Here is a 14300-nt window from a genome sequence, read left to right as displayed (position 1 = left end):
GCCGACGCGACGCTGGACGCCATCACGGCCGCCGCCCAGGAAGCCAACCCGGGGCGCGCGCCGCGCGTGGGGTTCGTGTCGCTGGGCTGCCCCAAAGCCCTGGTCGACTCCGAACGCATCCTGACCCAGCTGCGCACCGAAGGCTACGAAATCACGCCGGAATACAACGGTGCCGACGTGGTCGTCGTGAACACCTGTGGCTTCATCGACAGCGCCAAGGCCGAGTCGCTGGAAGCCATCGGCGAAGCCCTGGCCGAGAACGGCAAGGTCATCGTGACCGGCTGTATGGGCGTCGAGGAATCGGTGATCCGCGACGTGCATCCCAGCGTGCTGTCGGTGACCGGTCCCCAGCAATATGAAGAGGTCGTGCGCGCCGTGCACGGCGTGGCGCCCCCGCGCACGGACCACAATCCCTACGTGGACCTGGTGCCGCCGCAGGGCGTGAAGCTCACGCCGCGCCACTATGCCTACCTGAAGATCTCCGAAGGCTGCAATCATCGCTGCAGCTTCTGCATCATTCCCTCGATGCGCGGCGACCTGGTCAGCCGTCCCGTGGGCGATGTGCTCAATGAAGCCGAGCGCCTGGTGAAGGCCGGCGTGAAAGAGCTGCTGGTGATCTCGCAGGACACCAGCGCCTACGGCGTGGACCTGAAATACCGCAGCGGCTTCTGGAACGGCCGCCCGGTCAAGACCCGCATGACCGAGCTCTGTATGGCCTTGTCCGAAATGGGCGTCTGGACGCGCCTGCATTACGTGTACCCGTACCCGCACGTCGACGAAGTGATTCCGCTGATGGCCGAGGGCAAGATCCTGCCCTACCTGGACATCCCGTTCCAGCACGCCAGTCCGCGCATCCTGAAGCTGATGAAGCGCCCGGCCTTCGAAGACAAGACGCTTGCGCGCATCAAGCGCTGGCGCGAAATCTGCCCGGACCTGACGATCCGCTCGACCTTCATCGTCGGCTTTCCTGGCGAAACCGAGGAAGACTTCCAATATCTGCTGGACTGGATGCAGGAAGCGCAGCTGGACCGCGTGGGCTGTTTCCAGTATTCGCCGGTTGAAGGCGCGCCGGCCAACCTGCTGGACGATCCGGTGCCGGACGACGTCAAGCAGGATCGCTGGGAGCGCTTCATGGCGCTGCAGCAGACCATCTCCGCCCAGCGCCTGGCGCTGAAGGTCGGCCGAGAGATCGATGTGCTGATCGACGAAGTTGACGAGGACGGCGCGGTGGGCCGCAGCGCGGGCGACGCGCCGGAAATCGACGGCTGCGTTTACGTCAGTTCGGACAAGCCTCTGCAGCCGGGCGACATGGTGCGCGTGCGCGTCACCGAGTCCGACGAGTACGACCTCTGGGCCGACGCGCTGTAATCGCAGCGCCTTCGGACAAACGCCGTCCGGCGCATCACGCGCCGGACGGCGTTTTTCTTTGGACGAGCACGGGGCGGGATCCCGGGACCCCATTACCGCCCATCAATCCGCCCCGCGAACGGGGCGGCGCCCGATCAGGACTTGGCCAGGAAGTCCGACAGGTCGTCGGCGTGTTCCTCTTCCACCGCCAGGATTTCCTCCAGCAGACGGCGCGTGGTGGAATCCTGTTCACCGATGTAATCGATCATCTGGCGATAGCTGTCGATGGCGATACGCTCGGCGATCAGGTTTTCCTTGATCATCTCTTCCAGCGAATCGCCTTCGACGTATTCGGAATGGCTGCGGTCCAGGATGCCCTTGGGCGACAGGTTCGGCTCGCCGCCCAGCTGCACGATTCGCTCGGCCAGCTTGTCGGCGTGATCCTGCTCCTGCGCAGCATGCTCGGCAAACTCGGCCGCGACCGGTTCCGCATTCAGGCCGCGGGCCATGAAGTAGTGGCGCTTGTAGCGCAGCACACAGACGATTTCCGTGGCCAACGCTTCATTCAGCAGTTTCAGCACGGTTTCACGGTCTGCGCGATACGTGTCGGTGATGGCGCCGGATTCAATGTCCTTGCGCGCCTTGGCGCGAATCGCCTTCACGTCCATATCGAAGGGACGCTTGTTTTCCTGCGGGTTGCGGTTTGCTTGTTCCATATCGTTAGCTCCTCTAGTCCGTGAAAGCAGCACGACGCTGGACTTCCAGTCGTTTTCGCCATCTTCAGTCTACCGAGCGCGCCGGAACTTGCTGTGTCCAAACATTGCCCGCGTCTGCCCGCGGTGCTCGCCCAGGGTCTCGGGAGTCCTCCGGCAACCTTGCGTAAACTATCGGCTTCGCGAAAAGCCGCGTGACGCAATCTGTAACGCGGCCGGCAATTTCCCACCCGTTTTATGACTCTGAAGAATATCTGCGTGTATTGCGGCTCCAACCCGGGCACGCGCCCGGACTACGTCGAGCAGGCCCGCGTGCTGGCGCGCGAACTCGTCAAGCGCGACCTGGGCCTGGTGTATGGCGGATCCATCGTCGGGATCATGGGCGTGGTGGCCAACGAAGTGCTGGCCGGCGGCGGCCGCGTCATCGGCGTCATCCCCGAACTGCTTCTCAAGAAGGAACAGGCGCATCTGGGGCTGACCGAGCTGCACACGGTGCAAAACATGCACGAGCGCAAGGCGATGATGATGGAGAAGGCCGACGGCTTTGTCGCCCTGCCCGGCGGCGCCGGCACGCTGGAAGAATTCTTCGAAGTCTGGACCTGGGCGCAACTGAACATGCACCAGAAGCCCTGCGGATTGCTGAACGTGGCTGGGTACTACGATGCCCTGATGCAATTCATTGACCACTCCGTGGAAGAAGCATTCATCCGTCCCCAGCATCGCGACATGCTGGTGGTGGAAGAAGACCCTGCCTTGCTGCTGGATCGCTACGCCATCTACGAGCCGCCCAACGTCTCGAAGTGGTTCGATCCGATCCGAAAGCCCTGACCCCCACGCCAAAGACCTGAACGGAAGCCCCCGCAATGCCTACCGATTCGTTGTTCCCCGGTTGCACCGAGTCCGTATTGCGCGACTATTTTCACGCCAAGGACGAGAACCGCCCGCACTACATGGCCCGCGCCTTCGCGCCCGACGCCGTGCTGAAAATGGCCTTGCGCACGCAGGCCATCGCCTTTCCGCCTGAATCGCATGGCCTGGCCGCCATCACCGACACGCTGGTGCGCAAGTTCGGCCAGACCTACGACAACGTCTACACCTTCTACCTGTCGCGTCCCCCGGCGGCCACACGTCTGCCGGATTACCACTGCGACTGGCTGGTCGGCATGACCGAAAAGGCGACCGGCAACGTGCGCGTGGGCTGTGGGCGATACGACTGGGAGTTCCAGCCCGACCCGTATCGCGCCAAGCGCCTGACCATCACGATCGAAACCATGGTGACCCTGCCCCCGGGCGATGCGTCCGCGGTGTTCGGCTGGCTGCTGGCCCTGGACTACCCCTGGAGCAGCGCAGCGCGCGTGGTCGCCGGCGCTCCGCCGCTTGAAGACCTGGCGCCGGTCGTGCACTATTTGCTTCACCCGCACGGCATGTAGGGATGCGCGACGACGCCTGTCAGCGTGGGAGAGGCGTCCCCGCCCAGCCTGCCGGCATTGGATTCAAGAATTGAAATACGACATTGCAGCCTTCGACTTCGACGGGACCCTGGCAGACACCATGCCGTGGTTCAACACCATTCTCAATACCGTCGCGGAGAAGTACAACTTCCGCAAGATCGATGCGTCCGAACGCGAAGCGCTTCGCAGCCGCGATGCGATGGAGATCCTGAAGTATCTGAACATCCCGCTATGGAAGCTGCCCGCGATCATGACGCACGTGCGCACGCTGATGCAGGAAATCGATCCCAGCGTGCAGCTGTTTGACGGCATCCCGCAAGCGTTGGCCCGCCTGAAGGCGAGCGGCCTGCGCCTGGCGGTGGTCAGCTCGAACTCCGTCGAGAACGTCAAGCGCGTGCTGGGCGAGGAAACCGCGGCGCTCTTTGACGACTACGAATGCGGCAGCGACCTGTTCGGCAAGGCCGCCAAGATCGACCGCCTGCTCAAGCAGCACGGCACGTCCCCCGAGCGGTTCCTGCTGGTGGGCGACGAAATGCGCGACATCGACGCGGCCCGCAAGGCGGGCGTGCGTGTCGGGTCGGTTGCCTGGGGCTACAACCATGTCGACGCCCTGCGCGGCCGCGGCCCCGACGAGCTGTTCCTGGCGGTTCAAGACCTTCCCAACGCACTGGCATAACGCCCAGACCCCATGCATACCGATCCCGCTCACCTGATTACCGACGCCGACGCCCTGCACGCGCTTTACGGTTCGCCCGGCGAAGCCTCCCTGAAAAAAGAGGTCGACCACGTGCATCCGCACTACCGCGCGTTCATCGAGGCCGCGCCGTTCGCGCTGCTGGCGACGGCGGGACCGGATGGGCTGGACGCCTCGCCGCGCGGCGACCCCGCCGGGTTTGTGGCGGTGGAAGATGAAAAGACGTTGCTCCTGCCCGACCGCCGCGGCAACAACCGCGTGGACAGCCTGCTCAACGTCATTGCCGATCCGCGCGTGGCCCTGCTGTTCCTCGTGCCGGGCGTGGGCGAAACATTGCGAGTGAACGGCACGGCGCGCATCAGCGTCGACCCGGCGCTTCTGGCGCGCTTCGAGATGGACGGCAAGCTGCCCCGCTCCGTGCTGGTCATCGACGTGCAGAAGGTCTATTTCCAATGCTCGCGCGCCCTGCTGCGCTCGCGCCTCTGGGACCCGCAGACGCAGATCCCCCGCACCGCGCTGCCCAGCGTCGGCCGCATTCTGTCCGACCTGACCGCGGGCACGTTCGACGGCGTGACCTACGATCGCGAACTGCCCGCCCGCGTGGCCGGTTCGCTTTACTGATTCCGGAGCGCGGCCATGGCACGCAATGTCGAGATCAAGGCGCGGGTGGACAGCCTGGATGCCCTCGAACACCTGGCCGCGGCGCTATCGGGAAAAGAGCCGGTCTTCATCGACCAGGACGACACCTTCTTCACGTGCGCGAACGGCCGCCTGAAGCTGCGCGCCTTCGCGGACGGCTCGGGCGAGCTGATCTTCTATCGGCGCGCCGACGATAGCGGCCCCAAGGAAAGCTTCTACGTCATCTCCCCCACCGACGCGCCCGACACACTGCGCGAGGCCTTGTCGCACGCCTATGGCGTGATCGGCCGCGTCAGGAAACACCGCACGGTGTTCATCGCCGGGCGCACGCGCATCCACCTGGACCGCGTGCAGGGCCTGGGCGAATTCCTGGAACTGGAAGTGGTGCTGCGCGACGACGAAAGCGTCGAAGCAGGCATGGAAGAGGCCCGAACGCTGATGGCCGGGCTGGGCGTCGCGCCCGAGCAGTTGCTGTCGGGCGCGTATCTGGATCTGCTGGCGGCGCGCGGCCAGGCGTGAGCCGCCTGGCGCAGCGCCGTCAGGCGGGCTGCCAGCCGCGCACGAACACATCCACCGGCTGGCGCTTGCCGCCCGCCTTTTGCAGTTCAAGCAGGCGCAGCACGCCCTGGCCGGTGGCGATGTCGATGCCCGCCGCATCGGCGCGCAGCACGCTGCCCGGCGCCGCCGTGGTGGTCTCGGCCAGCGCCTGGGCGCGCCAGACCTTCACGGCATCGGGCAGCCCCGGCAACCGGATGCTGGCGCCCGGGACGGGATTGAAAGCCCGCACGCGGCGCGCCAGCAATTGGGCGGGCTGACTGCAATCGAGCGCGGCTTCGGCCTTGTCCAGCTTGGCCGCGTAGGTCACGCCGTCTTCCGGCTGCTTGCGCGCGGTCAGGCCGCCATTAGCCAACGCATCCAGCGCCTGGACGATGGCTTCACCACCCGCCTGCGCCAACGCGTCGTGCAGCTGCGCGGCATTGGTCTCGTCCGAGATCGGCACGATGCGTTCGAGCAGCATGTCGCCCGTATCCAGGCCTTCGTCCATCTGCATGATGGTGACGCCGGTACGTGCATCGCCCGCCTCGATGGCGCGCTGGATGGGTGCGGCGCCGCGCCAGCGCGGCAAAAGGCTGGCGTGGATGTTCAGGCAGCCCAGACGCGGCAGATCCAGCACCCATTGCGGCAAGATCAATCCGTACGCGGCCACCACCATGACATCGGGCGCCACGTTTTCCAGCAACGCACGGGCCTCGGCGGCCTCGTCCGGATAACGGCCATCCAGACGCAGGCTGCGCGGCTGGGCCACGGCAATGCCGGCGTCCAGCGCCGCCTGCTTGACCGGGCTGGGCGTGAGCTTCAGGCCCCGCCCCGCCGGCCGGTCCGGCTGCGTCATGACCAAGGGGATTTCGTGGCCCGCGGCCCGCAGGGCGTCGAACGCGATACGGGCAAATTCCGGGGTTCCGGCAAAGACGATACGCATGGACCGGCTCTCCGTCAGGCGCGCAGCGCTTCGCGCTCGGCTTTCTTGAGCTTGGTCTTGATGCGATTCTGCTTGAGGTTGGACAGGTACTCGACGAACACCTTGCCTTCCAGGTGATCGAGTTCGTGCTGCACGCAAACGGCCAGAAGACCGTCGGCCTCGAATTCGAACGGCTTGCCGTCGATGTCCAGCGCCTTGCAGCGGATGCGCGACGCGCGTTCCACTTCGTCATAGACGCCGGGAACGGACAGGCAGCCTTCTTCGTAGATCTTGTAGTCGTCGCTGCGCCAGGTGATCTCGGGGTTGATCAGCGTCAGCAGCGCATTGCTTTCCTCGGATACGTCGATCACGACGACGCGCTCATGCACGTTGACCTGGGTCGCGGCCAGGCCGACACCCGGCGCGTCGTACATGGTTTCGGCCATGTCGCGCACGAGTTGGCGGATGCGGTCGTCGACCTCGGCAACCGGCTTGGCCTTTTTGTGCAAGCGCGGATCCGGGTAGCGAAGGATGGGAAGTAAAGCCATTGAAGAGGGATCGCCAGTAGTGATGCTTGGTCGAGAGTTTAATTCATTAGAGTCTTGATTTCTAATAGTTTTCGGCTAATTCAGGGATTGCGGACATTGCTGCGGCACCGTTTTTGCAGGGGGTTTTCGCCATTTGCGCGGCCGCGCATATCCGTCCACCCCGGCCCTGATGGACGCGCGTGGCGCATGCGACACTCTCGAACCCCAGACGCCTTTTCCGCGCCCGTTTCATGCCCCTCACGCAATCGCCTGAAGAACTCGCCGCCTGGCTGCGGCTGTCCCTCGAACCCAACGTCGGTTCCGCGACCGCCTGCCAGCTGCTCGCCGCCCTTGGGCTGCCCGACCAGATCTACGCGCAGCGCGCCACCGCGCTCTCGCGGCACGTGCCGGAAGCGCTGGCGCGGCAATTGGCGGCGCCCATGCCGGCCGACATGGAAAAGCAGGTGCAGGCGGCGCTGGAATGGGTGCAGCAGCCCGGCCGTCACGTCCTCACGCTGGCCGATCCCGCCTATCCGCAAAGCCTGCTGACGATCGCCGACCCGCCCATCCTGCTGTACGTCGCCGGGGACCCCGCTTTTCTGCAGGGGCCGTCGCTGGCGGTCGTGGGCGCGCGCAATGCCACGCCCGGCGGCCAGGAAAATGCGCGCGCGTTTGCCCGGCATCTGGCGGGCAACGGCTGGCGCGTCGTCAGCGGCCTGGCGCTAGGCATCGACGCCGCCGCACATGAAGGGGCGCTGGACGCCGGCCCGCAGGGCGCGGGCACCGTTGCGGTCATGGGAACGGGCATCGACCGCATCTACCCGGCCAGCCATCGCGACCTGGCGCACCGCATCGCCGCGCACGGTGCGCTGGTGTCGGAGCTGCCGCTGGGCACCGGCGCGCGGCCGCAGCATTTTCCCAAGCGCAACCGCATCGTGGCGGGCCTGGCGCGCGGCGTGCTGGTGGTGGAAGCGGCCAAGCAGAGCGGGTCGCTGATCACCGCGCGGCTAGCCGGAGAATGCGGACGCGAAGTCTTTGCCATCCCCGGCTCCATCCATTCGCCGCTGTCGCGCGGCTGCCATGCCTTGATCCGCCAGGGCGCCAAGCTGGTCGAAACCGCCATGGACATCACGGACGAGCTTGGCGGGGGCCCCACGCCGACGCCGCCCGCGCGCAGGCAGACACCGGCCCCGGCCCCCGCCCATCCCGTGCTCGACGCCCTGGGTTTCGACCCGCTGCATCTGGACGCGATCCAGGCGCGGTGCGGCCTGGAGACGGCCGACCTGCAGACGCAACTGGTCGAACTGGAATTGCAGGGACGCATCGCCCGGCTGGACGATGGCCGCTACCAGCGTTTGCACTAGCACTGCAACGGGGCCGGATGCGATGGCGCTAATATGTTCGGCAGCGCCGCAGCCTTGTAGCACCGGCCACCCAATACCGACACAGGAAGAGACATGGCATTGCCCTCCCGCGTGAAGATCGTCGAGGTATCGCCTCGCGACGGTCTGCAGAACGAAAAGGAATTCGTCCCCACCGACATCAAGGTGGAACTGGTCAACCGCCTGAGCGCCGCGGGCTTCCCCAATGTGGAAGCCGCGTCGTTCGTGTCGCCCAAATGGGTGCCGCAGATGGCCGACGGCGCCGACGTGATGGCGCGCATCGAACGCCGGCCCGGCACCATCTATTCGGTGTTGACGCCCAACATGAAGGGTTTTGAAGGGGCGCTGGCCGCCCGCGCGGACGAAATCGTGATCTTCGGCGCCGCCAGCGAGGCCTTTTCCCAAAAGAACATCAACTGCTCCATCGCCGAATCCATCGCGCGTTTCGAGCCCGTCGTGCAGGCGGCGCGCGAAGCCGGCATCCGCGTGCGCGGCAGCATCAGCTGCGCGCTGGGCTGTCCCTACCAGGGCGAAGTTCCCGTCGAGGCCGTGGTGGACGTGGCGCAGCGCTACCTGGCGATGCAGGTCGATGAGATCGACGTGGCCGACACCATCGGCGTGGGCAACCCCAAGCGTGTGCGCGAAGTGATGGCCGCCGTCACGCAGGTCGTGGATCCGGCGCGCGTGTCGGGCCATTTTCACGACACCTATGGCCAGGCGCTTGCCAACATCCTGGCAGCGTTGGAAACCAACATTTCCATCTTCCACACGTCGGTGGCCGGCCTGGGCGGCTGCCCCTACGCAAAGGGCGCCACCGGCAACGTCGCGACGGAAGACGTGCTGTACATGCTGCGCGGCCTGGACATCGACACGGGCGTGGACTTCGACGCCGTGGTCGACATCGGGCAATGGATGTCCGCGCATCTGAACCGCAAGGGCTCCAGCCGCGCCGGCAACGCCATCGCCGCCAAGCGCGCGGCCTGATCCCGCGCCGCACGCCCCCGTCCGCATGACCCGGCCCGCATGACCACCCCGACAGCCACCCGCGCGCCCGAAGACCTCGCGGCGCTGCTCCGCGCCATCGGCCCGTTGCCCCTGGCGGGCCAGGCCTGGCCGGACTGGGTGCGCATCCTGACCTGGGTGTTGCTTGCGGTGCTGGGCGTGCAGGTCGTCACCACCGCCATCCGCGCGCCCTCACAGCCCTTCGACACGCTGCTGGCAGTGGCCGTGGTGCTGTGCTTTGTGGCGCTGTTGTTTGTCTCGTGGCACATGCAGACGTCCATCACCACGATCGACGATCACGGCATCCGCCAGACATGGTTCACGCGGCGCGAAGTGGCCTGGGAAGACGTGCGCTTCGCGCGCTTCGTGCCAATGGTGTTTTCCAAGCGGCTCGTCGTCTTCACGCACCGCGGAAAGCCGGTGATTTTTCAGGGTGGCACGCGGGAACTGCGCGCGGCGTTTGTGAAGATCGTAGAGTTGTACAAGAGCGCCTGATCCCGTCCAAAGTCAGCCGGTGTCAGACACACAAGGCGCCTGACACGCAGGGGCTTTGAGACACACGGGATCAACGGATGGGCAACGCGTACATCAATCCGCCCTGCGTCCACTGCGCATTCAAGCCGCGCTTGATCTTGAGCGGGCTGCCCTCGCCCACGTTGCGCTCGAAGCTCTCGCCGTAGTTGCCCACCTGCTTGACGATGTTGTAGGCCCACTTTTCGTCCAGCCCCAGATTCGCGCCGCTACCGGGCGTCACGCCCAGGATGCGCTTGATGTTGGGATTGGCGCTCTTGGCCTGTTCGTCCACGTTCTTGGACGTGACGCCGTATTCCTCGGCTTCGATCATGGCCGACAACGACCAGCGCACGATATTCAGCCACGCGTCGTCGCCCTGCCGCACGAACGGGCCCAGCGGCTCCTTGGAGATGATCTCGGGCAGCACGACGTAGTCGTCGGGATTCTGCAACTTGGAGATGCGGATCGAGGCCAGGCCCGAGGCGTCGGTCGAGAACACGTCGCAGCGGCCCGAGGCAAACGCGTTGACAACCTCGTTGAAGGTCTCGATGACGACGGGCTTGTAGGTCACGTTGTTGGCGCGCGCCCAGTCGGCCAGGGTGTTCTCGTTGGACGTGCCGGTCTGCAGGCAGACCGTGGCGCCGTTGATTTCCTTGGCGCTTTTCACGCCCAGCGATTTGGGCACCAGAAAGCCCTGGCCGTCGTAGAAATTGATGCCGGCATGGATGATGCCCAGCGCCGTGTCGCGTTGCTGCGTCACCGTGGTGTTGCGCGTCAGCACATCGACTTCGCCGGATTGCAGCGCGGTGAAGCGCTGCTGCGAATTGAGCGGCACCACCTTGATCTTGTTCGCATCGCCGAACACCGCGGCGGCGATGGCGCGGCACAGGTCCACGTCCAGGCCCTGCCATTTGCCTTGCGCGTCGGGCGCGGAAAAGCCCGCAAAGCCCGTGGTCGTGCCGCATGCGACGGCGCCGCGCTGTTTCACGACGTCCAGTGTTGCGGCCTGCGCGCCCTGCGCGGCTGCCATCAGAAGCGCCGCGCCCACCAACCCTTTTGCAATGTTCATGACGAGAATTCCTTTCTGCTACCGGGCGCGAAAGCGCGCCAAGGCAAGCAGCTTATAGACATGAAGCGCCCCCGCCAAATAACGGACGCTTATTTAGGTATGCCGCCGGCGCGTGCCGGCGGACCTGCGCAGAAAGGATAGCAACGCGGGGCGGGCGTGACGCTGCGCGCCGTCAAGCCGCCAGCGAAATCGACACCGGCTCGTTGGCCTGGCACGCGTCGACCGCGCGGCCCAGGCGGACCATGCCCTGTGCGATCTGGGATTCATTCATGGTGGCGAACGACATGCGCATGGCGAACAGATCCGCCTGCGCCGCGTCGGCATAGAACGCCTTGCCGGGCACGTAGACGACTTCGTGCTCGATGGCGTAGGGCAACAGGCGCGTCGCATCCACCTCGCCGGTCAGGCGCGCCCAGAAGAACATGCCGCCCTCGGGCTTGCTGAACGTGATGCGGCCATCCAGTTCGCGCGCCAGCGCGTCTGCCATGGCGGTGCAGCGCAAGCCGTAGGCGGCGCGGATGCGCGGCACGTGTTCGTCATAGCGGCCGTTGGCCAGATACTGGGCGACGACCTCCTGGATCCAGGCCGAGGACGCCATGTCGTCGGCGGCCTTCGCGGCGACGCAGCGGCGGCGGATTTCGGGCGGCGCAACCAGCCAGCCGATGCGCAGCGCGGGCGCCATGGTCTTGGACATGCTGGCCAGGTAAACCGCCCAATGGCGGGCCTCGCCCTCGGCCAGCGCCGCGATGGGCGGCACGGCCTGCCCGGCAAAGCGCAGTTCGCTGTAAGGGTCGTCTTCGACGATCAGGAAACGGTGCTTGACAGCCAGCTCCAGCAGCCGCAGGCGGCGCGCGCGCGAAATGGTGGCGCCGCAGGGGTTCGAAAACGAGGCAACGACGCAGACCATCTTGGGCTTCACGCGCGCGGCCAGTTCGTCCAGCGCGTCCACATCGATGCCATCCGGGCCAGAAGGCACGGTGTGGACCGTCGCTCCCGTGTAGCGCAAGGCCTGCACGGAGTTCGGGAAGGCCGGCGATTCGATGATGGCGTGGTCGCCGGGCTGCAGCATCACGCGGGTCAGGAGCGCCAGCGCCTGCTGCGAGCCGCCCGTCACGACCAGTTCCGTGTCGGCATTGCAATGCAGGCCACGCGCCGCGGACAGGCGCGCCAGCTCATGCCGCAGGCTGGCCTGGCCGTCGATGTTGGAATACTGCAGGCAGGCGCCCAGCCGGGCCATGACCTGCGTGGACGCGATCGACAAGCCGTCGACGTCGAACAATTCCTGCGCCGGATATCCGCCAGCCAGCGAAATGGTGCCCGGACGCATGGCGTAGGGCATGAGCGATCGGATGGGCGAGGCGGGAGGGTTCAGGAACGGCGTGGCAAAGACGTATTCGGGCGCTGCACTGGACATGGCGGAAGGGCTGAGTAGGAGGGGGATCGTGTCGCCCGAATGGGCGGCGCCGGACGGCATAGAACTTTGAAATATAAACAAATCTCCGCAAATTCTAAGCCTGCCCCTCTGACAGGGTCAACGCCAGCCTTGCCCGGTTATTGGTCCGCGCGCCGACAAGCGCCAAAACACGTCCTACACTATGGGACATCCTGTTTTCCCAGAGAGCTGCATGACCGCCGACGACATCATGGCCGGGCGCCTCGCCCGGATCCAGCAACGCATCCGAGAGGCCTGCGAACGGGCGGGCCGTCCTCCTGGCAGCGTGACCCTGCTGCCCGTCAGCAAAACCTTTGGCGAGGACGCCATCCGCGAAGCGATGGCGCTGGGCCTGACCCGCTTTGGCGAGAACAAGACCCAGGAGATCCGCCAGAAGGCCGAGGCGCTGGCAGGTTTGGGGCTGCAATGGGTGCTGATCGGGCACCTGCAGACCAACAAGGCCAAGGACGCCGCGCGCGATGCGTCGGAAGTCCAATCCCTGGACCGCGTGGAACTGGCCGATGCCCTGCACCGCCGCCTGCAGACTGCGGGCCGCACGCTGGACGTGCTGGTGCAGGTCAAGACCTCGTCCGAACCCAGCAAGTACGGGATGGCGCTCGAAGAGGTCGGCCCGTTCCTGCGCCGCATCGCCGCCGACTATCCCACGCTGCGCGTGCAGGGGCTGATGACATTGGCGGTCAACTCCCCCAATGCCGATGAAGTCCGTGCCTGCTTTCGCGCGCTGCGCGAGCTGCGCGATGGACTGGCAAAAGAGAACATCCCCGGCGTTTCGCTGGACCGTCTGTCGATGGGCATGAGCGGCGACTTCGAACTGGCCATCGAGGAGGGCTCGACCGAGGTCCGCATCGGCTCGGCCATCTTCGGCGCGCGAAGTTATCCGGATCCGCAATAAGACGGAGATGCGGGAGTTTGAGGGGGCCCAATGCACGGGCCCCTTTTTGCGCAGGCGCAAGGCATAATAGCCACGCAAAAAATATGCGGCGTAAGTTGACGTCGATCAACGACGCAAGCGCCGCGCTCACGATATCCCGCACGAGGAGACACTTCATGCACAAGCACGCAAAGCGCCTGCTGGCGCTTGCCGCCCTGTCGCTGGCCGCCACCGCGGCATCCGCCCAATCCTGGCCCACGCAACCGGTCCGCTGGATCGTTCCCTACCCCGCCGGCGGCGGTACCGACGTGGTGGCCCGCACCGTGGCCAGCAGCCTGGAAAAGACGCTGGGCCAGACCATCGTTGTCGAGAACCGTCCGGGCGCCGGCACCATCATCGGCGCCACGGCCATCGCCCAGGCCGAACCCAACGGCTATCTGGTGGGCACGGCGGACTCCGGCACGCTGGCCTTCAACTCGTCGCTCTACGCCAAGCTGTCCTACGACCCCGCCAAGTTCACCTACATCGGCGGCATCGCCAAGTTCCCGCTGCTGCTGGCCGTAAACGTCAATTCGCCGTACAAGACGGTCGAAGACGTACTCGCTGCCGCCAAGAAGGAACCGGGCAAGCTGACCTCTGCATCCGCCGGCGCGGGCTCGCCGCATCACCTGGCGCTGGAACTCTTCAAGCAACGCACGGGCGTCAACGTGCTGCACGTTCCGTACAAGGGCGCGGCGCCCGCCATCCAGGACCTGCTGGGCGGCCAGGTCGACATGATGTTCATCGATCTGGGATCGGGCCTGCCCAACGTCAAGGCCGGCAAGCTGCGCGTGCTGGCCGCCGCCACGCCCGAGCGCGTGACGGTGCTGCCGGATGTCCCGACGATGGCCGAACAGGGCGTGGCCAATTTCACGGCCTATGCCTGGCAAGGCCTGGTCGGCCCGGCCGGCCTGCCGGAAGCCGTCGTCAAGAAGCTGTCGACCGATCTGGACGCCACGCTCAAGTCGCCCGCGGTCTCGCAGAAGATGCTGGACATGGGCGTCATCCCCATGCCGATGTCGGCGCAGGACTTCAAGACGTATGCCGATCAGGAGCGCAGCGCCTGGGCCGACGTCATCAAGAAGGCGAACATCAAGCTGGAGTGATCGCTCCGGCGCCATCCGGCAAGGCAAAAAGCCGC

Annotated in this window: 16 protein-coding genes; 11 read left to right on the top strand and 5 right to left on the bottom strand. The window is 65.9% G+C overall.

Features of this window, described 5'->3' with window-relative positions:
* The first annotated feature begins 21 nt into the window (after positions 1 to 21).
* Positions 22 to 1368 carry a 30S ribosomal protein S12 methylthiotransferase RimO gene (rimO, locus tag KVT32_RS17640; protein WP_062839051.1) on the top strand — a complete coding sequence of 449 codons (1347 nt, stop codon included), beginning with the start codon at positions 22 to 24 and terminating at the stop codon, positions 1366 to 1368.
* A gap of 134 nt (positions 1369 to 1502) precedes the next feature.
* Here rimO and KVT32_RS17635 read toward each other — a convergent pair whose 3' ends face one another.
* Positions 1503 to 2063 carry a bacterioferritin gene (locus KVT32_RS17635; protein ID WP_056319683.1) on the bottom strand — a complete coding sequence of 187 codons (561 nt, stop codon included), beginning with the start codon at positions 2061 to 2063 and terminating at the stop codon, positions 1503 to 1505.
* A 234-nt stretch (positions 2064 to 2297) separates the two neighbouring features.
* Here KVT32_RS17635 and KVT32_RS17630 point away from each other — a divergent pair, with 234 nt between their 5' ends.
* From KVT32_RS17630 to KVT32_RS17610, 5 genes are all read left to right on the top strand, one after another.
* Positions 2298 to 2888, top strand: coding sequence for a TIGR00730 family Rossman fold protein (locus KVT32_RS17630; RefSeq protein WP_056319681.1), 591 nt, complete (start codon positions 2298 to 2300; stop codon positions 2886 to 2888).
* 35 nt (positions 2889 to 2923) lie between these two features.
* Positions 2924 to 3490, top strand: coding sequence for a hypothetical protein (locus KVT32_RS17625; RefSeq protein ID WP_152382870.1), 567 nt, complete (start codon positions 2924 to 2926; stop codon positions 3488 to 3490).
* A gap of 70 nt (positions 3491 to 3560) precedes the next feature.
* Positions 3561 to 4187, top strand: a complete 627-nt coding sequence (locus KVT32_RS17620) for an HAD hydrolase-like protein (RefSeq protein ID WP_056319675.1) — start codon at positions 3561 to 3563, stop codon at positions 4185 to 4187.
* Between the two features lie 12 nt (positions 4188 to 4199).
* Complete coding sequence (locus KVT32_RS17615; RefSeq protein WP_152382871.1) at positions 4200 to 4826, top strand: pyridoxamine 5'-phosphate oxidase family protein; 627 nt, start codon at positions 4200 to 4202, stop codon at positions 4824 to 4826.
* Between the two features lie 15 nt (positions 4827 to 4841).
* A complete protein-coding gene (locus KVT32_RS17610) occupies positions 4842 to 5363 on the top strand; it encodes a class IV adenylate cyclase (protein WP_152382872.1) in 522 nt (173 codons plus the stop codon).
* Between the two features lie 19 nt (positions 5364 to 5382).
* On the opposite strand, the gene fmt is transcribed toward KVT32_RS17610, so the two are convergent.
* Both fmt and def read right to left on the bottom strand, forming a co-directional pair.
* Entirely contained in the window at positions 5383 to 6324 is a 942-nt protein-coding gene (fmt, locus tag KVT32_RS17605; RefSeq protein WP_152382873.1) for a methionyl-tRNA formyltransferase, read from the bottom strand.
* Positions 6325 to 6338: 14 nt separating this feature from the next.
* Positions 6339 to 6851, bottom strand: coding sequence for a peptide deformylase (gene def, locus KVT32_RS17600; RefSeq protein ID WP_217618582.1), 513 nt, complete (start codon positions 6849 to 6851; stop codon positions 6339 to 6341).
* Between the two features lie 230 nt (positions 6852 to 7081).
* Between def and dprA the strand changes: the two genes are divergently transcribed.
* The 3 genes from dprA to KVT32_RS17585 all read left to right on the top strand — a co-directional run bounded on the left by dprA (position 7082) and on the right by KVT32_RS17585 (position 9709).
* Positions 7082 to 8194, top strand: a complete 1113-nt coding sequence (gene dprA, locus KVT32_RS17595; RefSeq protein WP_217618581.1) for a DNA-processing protein DprA — start codon at positions 7082 to 7084, stop codon at positions 8192 to 8194.
* A 93-nt stretch (positions 8195 to 8287) separates the two neighbouring features.
* Positions 8288 to 9196: a hydroxymethylglutaryl-CoA lyase gene (locus KVT32_RS17590; RefSeq protein WP_056319662.1), complete on the top strand. Its 909-nt coding sequence runs from the start codon at positions 8288 to 8290 to the stop codon at positions 9194 to 9196.
* Between the two features lie 39 nt (positions 9197 to 9235).
* Entirely contained in the window at positions 9236 to 9709 is a 474-nt protein-coding gene (locus tag KVT32_RS17585) for a hypothetical protein (protein WP_217618580.1), read from the top strand.
* 70 nt (positions 9710 to 9779) lie between these two features.
* Here the strand turns inward: KVT32_RS17585 and KVT32_RS17580 are convergent, their stop codons facing one another.
* Positions 9780 to 10796, bottom strand: coding sequence for an amino acid ABC transporter substrate-binding protein (locus tag KVT32_RS17580; protein WP_056319656.1), 1017 nt, complete (start codon positions 10794 to 10796; stop codon positions 9780 to 9782).
* Positions 10797 to 10968: 172 nt separating this feature from the next.
* Positions 10969 to 12210: a PLP-dependent aminotransferase family protein gene (locus KVT32_RS17575; protein ID WP_217618579.1), complete on the bottom strand. Its 1242-nt coding sequence runs from the start codon at positions 12208 to 12210 to the stop codon at positions 10969 to 10971.
* Positions 12211 to 12421: 211 nt separating this feature from the next.
* On the opposite strand from KVT32_RS17575, the gene KVT32_RS17570 reads away from it, so the two are divergent.
* On the top strand, positions 12422 to 13141 hold the full coding sequence (locus KVT32_RS17570) for a YggS family pyridoxal phosphate-dependent enzyme (RefSeq protein ID WP_217618578.1): 720 nt from the start codon (positions 12422 to 12424) through the stop codon (positions 13139 to 13141).
* A gap of 155 nt (positions 13142 to 13296) precedes the next feature.
* Positions 13297 to 14265: a tripartite tricarboxylate transporter substrate binding protein gene (locus KVT32_RS17565; protein WP_056319648.1), complete on the top strand. Its 969-nt coding sequence runs from the start codon at positions 13297 to 13299 to the stop codon at positions 14263 to 14265.
* The last annotated feature ends 35 nt before the right edge of the window (positions 14266 to 14300 follow it).

The organism is Achromobacter sp. GbtcB20, assembly GCF_019091095.1.
GTDB lineage: Bacteria > Pseudomonadota > Gammaproteobacteria > Burkholderiales > Burkholderiaceae_B > Achromobacter > Achromobacter mucicolens.
This window is presented reverse-complemented; position numbering and strand designations above follow the sequence as displayed.

Excerpts from the sequence above, each read along its gene's own strand:
- dprA (WP_217618581.1), top strand. The coding sequence starts at position 7,082 with ATGCCCCTCACGCAATCGCCTGAAGAACTCGCCGCCTGGCTGCGGCTG.
- KVT32_RS17585 (WP_217618580.1), top strand. The coding sequence starts at position 9,236 with ATGACCACCCCGACAGCCACCCGCGCGCCCGAAGACCTCGCGGCGCTG.
- KVT32_RS17615 (WP_152382871.1), top strand. The coding sequence starts at position 4,200 with ATGCATACCGATCCCGCTCACCTGATTACCGACGCCGACGCCCTGCAC.
- KVT32_RS17565 (WP_056319648.1), top strand. The coding sequence starts at position 13,297 with ATGCACAAGCACGCAAAGCGCCTGCTGGCGCTTGCCGCCCTGTCGCTG.
- KVT32_RS17635 (WP_056319683.1), bottom strand. The coding sequence starts at position 2,063 with ATGGAACAAGCAAACCGCAACCCGCAGGAAAACAAGCGTCCCTTCGAT.
- def (WP_217618582.1), bottom strand. The coding sequence starts at position 6,851 with ATGGCTTTACTTCCCATCCTTCGCTACCCGGATCCGCGCTTGCACAAA.
- KVT32_RS17625 (WP_152382870.1), top strand. The coding sequence starts at position 2,924 with ATGCCTACCGATTCGTTGTTCCCCGGTTGCACCGAGTCCGTATTGCGC.
- KVT32_RS17610 (WP_152382872.1), top strand. The coding sequence starts at position 4,842 with ATGGCACGCAATGTCGAGATCAAGGCGCGGGTGGACAGCCTGGATGCC.
- KVT32_RS17590 (WP_056319662.1), top strand. The coding sequence starts at position 8,288 with ATGGCATTGCCCTCCCGCGTGAAGATCGTCGAGGTATCGCCTCGCGAC.
- KVT32_RS17580 (WP_056319656.1), bottom strand. The coding sequence starts at position 10,796 with ATGAACATTGCAAAAGGGTTGGTGGGCGCGGCGCTTCTGATGGCAGCC.
- fmt (WP_152382873.1), bottom strand. The coding sequence starts at position 6,324 with ATGCGTATCGTCTTTGCCGGAACCCCGGAATTTGCCCGTATCGCGTTC.
- KVT32_RS17570 (WP_217618578.1), top strand. The coding sequence starts at position 12,422 with ATGACCGCCGACGACATCATGGCCGGGCGCCTCGCCCGGATCCAGCAA.
- KVT32_RS17630 (WP_056319681.1), top strand. The coding sequence starts at position 2,298 with ATGACTCTGAAGAATATCTGCGTGTATTGCGGCTCCAACCCGGGCACG.
- KVT32_RS17575 (WP_217618579.1), bottom strand. The coding sequence starts at position 12,210 with ATGTCCAGTGCAGCGCCCGAATACGTCTTTGCCACGCCGTTCCTGAAC.